Genomic DNA, 3,450 nt, shown 5'->3' with positions numbered 1-3,450 from the left:
CGCTCACATTTCCGACCGGCGACGACGGGAACCTCGAAACAGCTGACATCCCGCTGGCCACGGCCTGGCGGAATCTCGAGGCGGCGTACGATCGCGGGTGGGCGCGAACCCTCGGCGTCTGTAACGCATCGCGGGCGCAGTTGGAGACGATCCTCGAGTCCGGAACCGTCCCGCCGGCGATCGTCCAGATCGAACGCCACCCGTATAAGCCGCAAACGGATCTCGTCTCGTTTTGTCACGACCGGGGGATCCGTGTCGTCGCCCACTCGCCGCTGTCGGCGCCCGGGCTGCTCGAGGAACCCACGATAGAGCGGATCGCCGCCGAGCGTGGGCTCTCGCCTGCGGAGGTCGTCATCGCGTGGAATGTCACGAACGGCGTCGTTCCGATCCCCTCGAGTACCACCCCAGACCACCTCGTCTCGAACCTGGCCGCGGCCGCGACCCGGTTGCGCCCCGCGGAGTGTGCGCAACTCGAATCGCTCCGCGACCCGGAGTTCGAACGCTGAACCGGCGGACTGCGCTCGATGGTTCCAGCCGGCAGTAAAACTATGTGAGTTAGTGTCGTAGATCAAGTATGGCAACGGCTGACTCCCAACAGCTGGAACTCAGCACCGATACCCTCCGCGGTCTCCACTGGATGGGCATCCTCACCGCGCTCGTCTCCGCCGCCATCCACCTCCTGCTCGGGGTCCGGATGCTCCCCTCGGGGATGGCGATCAGTTTCGTCCTCGCCGGGCTTGGCTTTCTGGGTGCGATCGCCCTCGTGTTGTTCGATTACCGTCGCCGGGCGGTCTACGCCCTCGGCATCCCGTTCACGCTGGTCCAGATCGTCCTGTGGTACTATTTCAACTTCGCGGCCGGCCCAAAGTCGTTTCCGGCCGACGTGGGCACGCTCGGGATCATCGACAAGGTCGCACAGGTCGTTCTCATTGTGGTTCTCGTCGTGCTGTTACGGTAGCCGAGATTTCCCAACGGCCCGGGCGTTGCTGGGCCGGGGGGTCGAATCTTGCCGCCGCACCCGCGCTTTAGTCGGGCGTGGACGTAACATAGGTGAGTGGTCCCCGCATGAGCGACCCGTGCCGAATCGAGAAGCCAGTCCCATCCGCCCCGACCACCGGGATCGGGCAGCCAGGCCGAAGCGGGTACCTCCGGGGGGGCACCGATGAGCAAATTCGGGCGTGATCGCCGGATACACCTTGGTCTGGGGGTCGGACTGCCGTTGCTCGCCGCCGTCGCGCTCGCAGTCACGCTCCGGTGGGTGCTTCCGGTGGGGCCGACGGGTCAGTGGGGACTCTCTCCGGCGGTCGTCGCCGGACTCTGTTTGGCGGGCCAACTCTGGTACGTTGGGTACAGACTCGGTTCGACGCGGCCCGGCGGCGTCCAGAGTCGGCTCCTCGGGTTGGCGAACACGCTGACGCTGTTTCGGGGGGCGCTCTACGCGGTCGTGGCCGGCTTCGCTGTCCTGCCACCCGAGACCAGCCTCGCGTGGGCGCCGGCGCTCTGTTATGGCGTCGGGATCGTCCTCGATAAACTCGACGGCACTGTCGCACGAAGCGTCGGCAGCGAGACCGATCTCGGCAAGCGCCTCGACGTGGCCTTCGACACGTTCGGATTCGTCGCCGCCCCCGTCGTGGCAGTGTCGTGGGGCCTGTTGCCCGCTTGGTATCTCTCGATATCGGCGGCTCGCTACCTCTTCGTTGGCGGGATCCGCTGGCGACGGTTGCGGGGGCACCCTGTCTTCGACCGCCCCGACAGCGACCTCGGTAAGTATCTCGCCGGCATCCAGATGGCGTTTCTGACCATCGCGCTCGTCCCGGCCGCGCCGACCGGCTTGGTCCATGCGGTCGCGCCAGTCGTTCTTGCGCCGTCAGTTGCCGTGTTCGTCCGGGATTATCTCGCCGTCAGCGGTCGGCTCTACCGACACACCCAGGGCCAAGGTTAAGTCGGGTCGCAGCCGTAGTTCGGACGGATGCTGTTCGTGACCCACCTCGCCGCGGCCGCGGTCGTTGGCCGCCTCTCGCGGCTACCGACGGCGCCTCTCGTCGTCGGCGCGGCCGCCCCCGACGTCCTCGACAAGCCTCTCGGAGCGGCGGGGATCGTCGAGTTGTACCACTCGGTCGGCCACAGCGCACTGGCGGTCGTGGCGCTTCTCACGCTCGCACTGTTCTTGCGCGTCGGCACGGCGCTCACGATCGGGTGGGTCTCGCATCTCTTTCTTGACGTGGTTCACGTCGTAATCAACGGCCGCCCGGGCCACGCGCTGTTTCTGTTGTGGCCGCTCAAACGGTCGACCGATCCGCTCGGTCTTCCGCCGGTCGCGTTCGTCCGGCACTACATCGGGACGTCGTCGTTTTATATCGAGGTCGTCCTGTGGCTTGCGCTTGTCGGGGGACTCGCCCACGGGCGGTTCCGGAATGCGCCCACTCACAGCGGGTGACGTCGCTTCACGAACGCCGCTCCGTCGTGACTCACCGGTGCGTCGAGCGGACGGGGTCGATCGAAGTGCCCAGAAGCGTCTGAAACTGTCGGCTCCCGCCGATAGAAACGCCTTTCAGCCTCGGCGGGGTTCCCTCAGATAATGACTAGCGTCAAGGGGTTCCGAGTCGAGGAGCAGGCGACAGCCGACTCGCTCGGGACCGGTGCGTTCGTCTTCACCGACGACTACTCGGTGTTCGACTGGGGCAAGATGCCCGACGCCATCCCGAACAAGGGCGCGTCGCTGTGTGCGATGGGTGCAGCCAACTTCGAACGGCTTGAGGCCGAGGGAATCGCGACCCACTACCGCGGCGTCGTCGGCGGCGGCGGCGAGGTCGCCGGTCTCGACTCGGTCGCGACCCCGCCCCGCGAGATGGCGATCGAGTTGACCCGCGTTCCGGACCTGCCCCACGAGGGGCGGGAGTACGACTACACCGCCTACCACGAGGCCGCGGGCGAAAACTACCTGATTCCCCTCGAAATCGTCTTCAGAAACACTGTCCCGGTCGGCTCGTCGCTACGTTCGCGGGCCGACCCGGAGGATTTCGGCCTCAACGGCGGCGAGTGGCCCGACAGCCCCGTCGACCTTCCCGACCCCGTCGTGGAGTTCTCGACGAAGTACGAGGAGTCAGACCGGTATCTCTCCCGAGAGAACGCCGACTACATCGCGGGACACGCCGACATCGACGACCTCGAGTCGATCGCCCGCGAGGTCAACCGGATCGTCACCGAGACGGCCGCCGACGCCGGCCTCAAACACGAGGACGGCAAGATCGAGTGTCTCTACTACGACGGCGACATCCGGGTAGCAGACGTGGTTGGCACCTTCGACGAAAACCGCTTTTCGTACGACGGTCAACAGCTCTCGAAGGAGGTCCTCAGACAGTACCACAAGCGCACCCAGCCGGAGTGGGTTGAGGCGGTCGCCGAGGCGAAGACCGAAGCAAAAGCCGACGACGTCGCCGACTGGCGCGA

The 3,450-nt window shown here is 66.2% G+C and carries 5 protein-coding genes; all 5 read left to right on the top strand.

Annotated features, from left to right (window positions below; genetic code table 11):
- Positions 1–506 (top strand): aldo/keto reductase (locus ACI944_RS13330; protein WP_411719519.1); only part of this gene is annotated, 506 nt, incomplete at its 5' end.
- A 68-nt stretch (positions 507–574) separates the two neighbouring features.
- The gene (locus tag ACI944_RS13325; protein WP_411719518.1) at positions 575–958 is read left to right on the top strand and encodes a hypothetical protein; all 384 of its coding nucleotides are present in this window, start codon (positions 575–577) and stop codon (positions 956–958) included.
- 204 nt (positions 959–1,162) lie between these two features.
- Positions 1,163–1,942: a CDP-alcohol phosphatidyltransferase family protein gene (locus ACI944_RS13320; RefSeq protein WP_411719517.1), complete on the top strand. Its 780-nt coding sequence runs from the start codon at positions 1,163–1,165 to the stop codon at positions 1,940–1,942.
- A gap of 27 nt (positions 1,943–1,969) precedes the next feature.
- Entirely contained in the window at positions 1,970–2,437 is a 468-nt protein-coding gene (locus ACI944_RS13315; RefSeq protein WP_411719516.1) for a metal-dependent hydrolase, read from the top strand.
- Between the two features lie 141 nt (positions 2,438–2,578).
- Positions 2,579–3,450 (top strand): phosphoribosylaminoimidazolesuccinocarboxamide synthase (locus ACI944_RS13310; protein ID WP_411719515.1); only part of this gene is annotated, 872 nt, incomplete at its 3' end.

Origin of the sequence: Natronomonas sp., from assembly GCF_046710025.1 — an archaeon.
Lineage (GTDB): Archaea > Halobacteriota > Halobacteria > Halobacteriales > Haloarculaceae > Natronomonas.
The sequence above is the reverse complement of the archived record's forward strand: the minus strand, read 5'-3'. Positions and strand labels throughout refer to the sequence as shown.

Coding starts and splice junctions, on each gene's coding strand:
- ACI944_RS13325 (WP_411719518.1), top strand. CDS start 575: ATGGCAACGGCTGACTCCCAACAGCTGGAACTCAGCACCGATACCCTC.
- ACI944_RS13320 (WP_411719517.1), top strand. CDS start 1,163: ATGAGCAAATTCGGGCGTGATCGCCGGATACACCTTGGTCTGGGGGTC.
- ACI944_RS13315 (WP_411719516.1), top strand. CDS start 1,970: ATGCTGTTCGTGACCCACCTCGCCGCGGCCGCGGTCGTTGGCCGCCTC.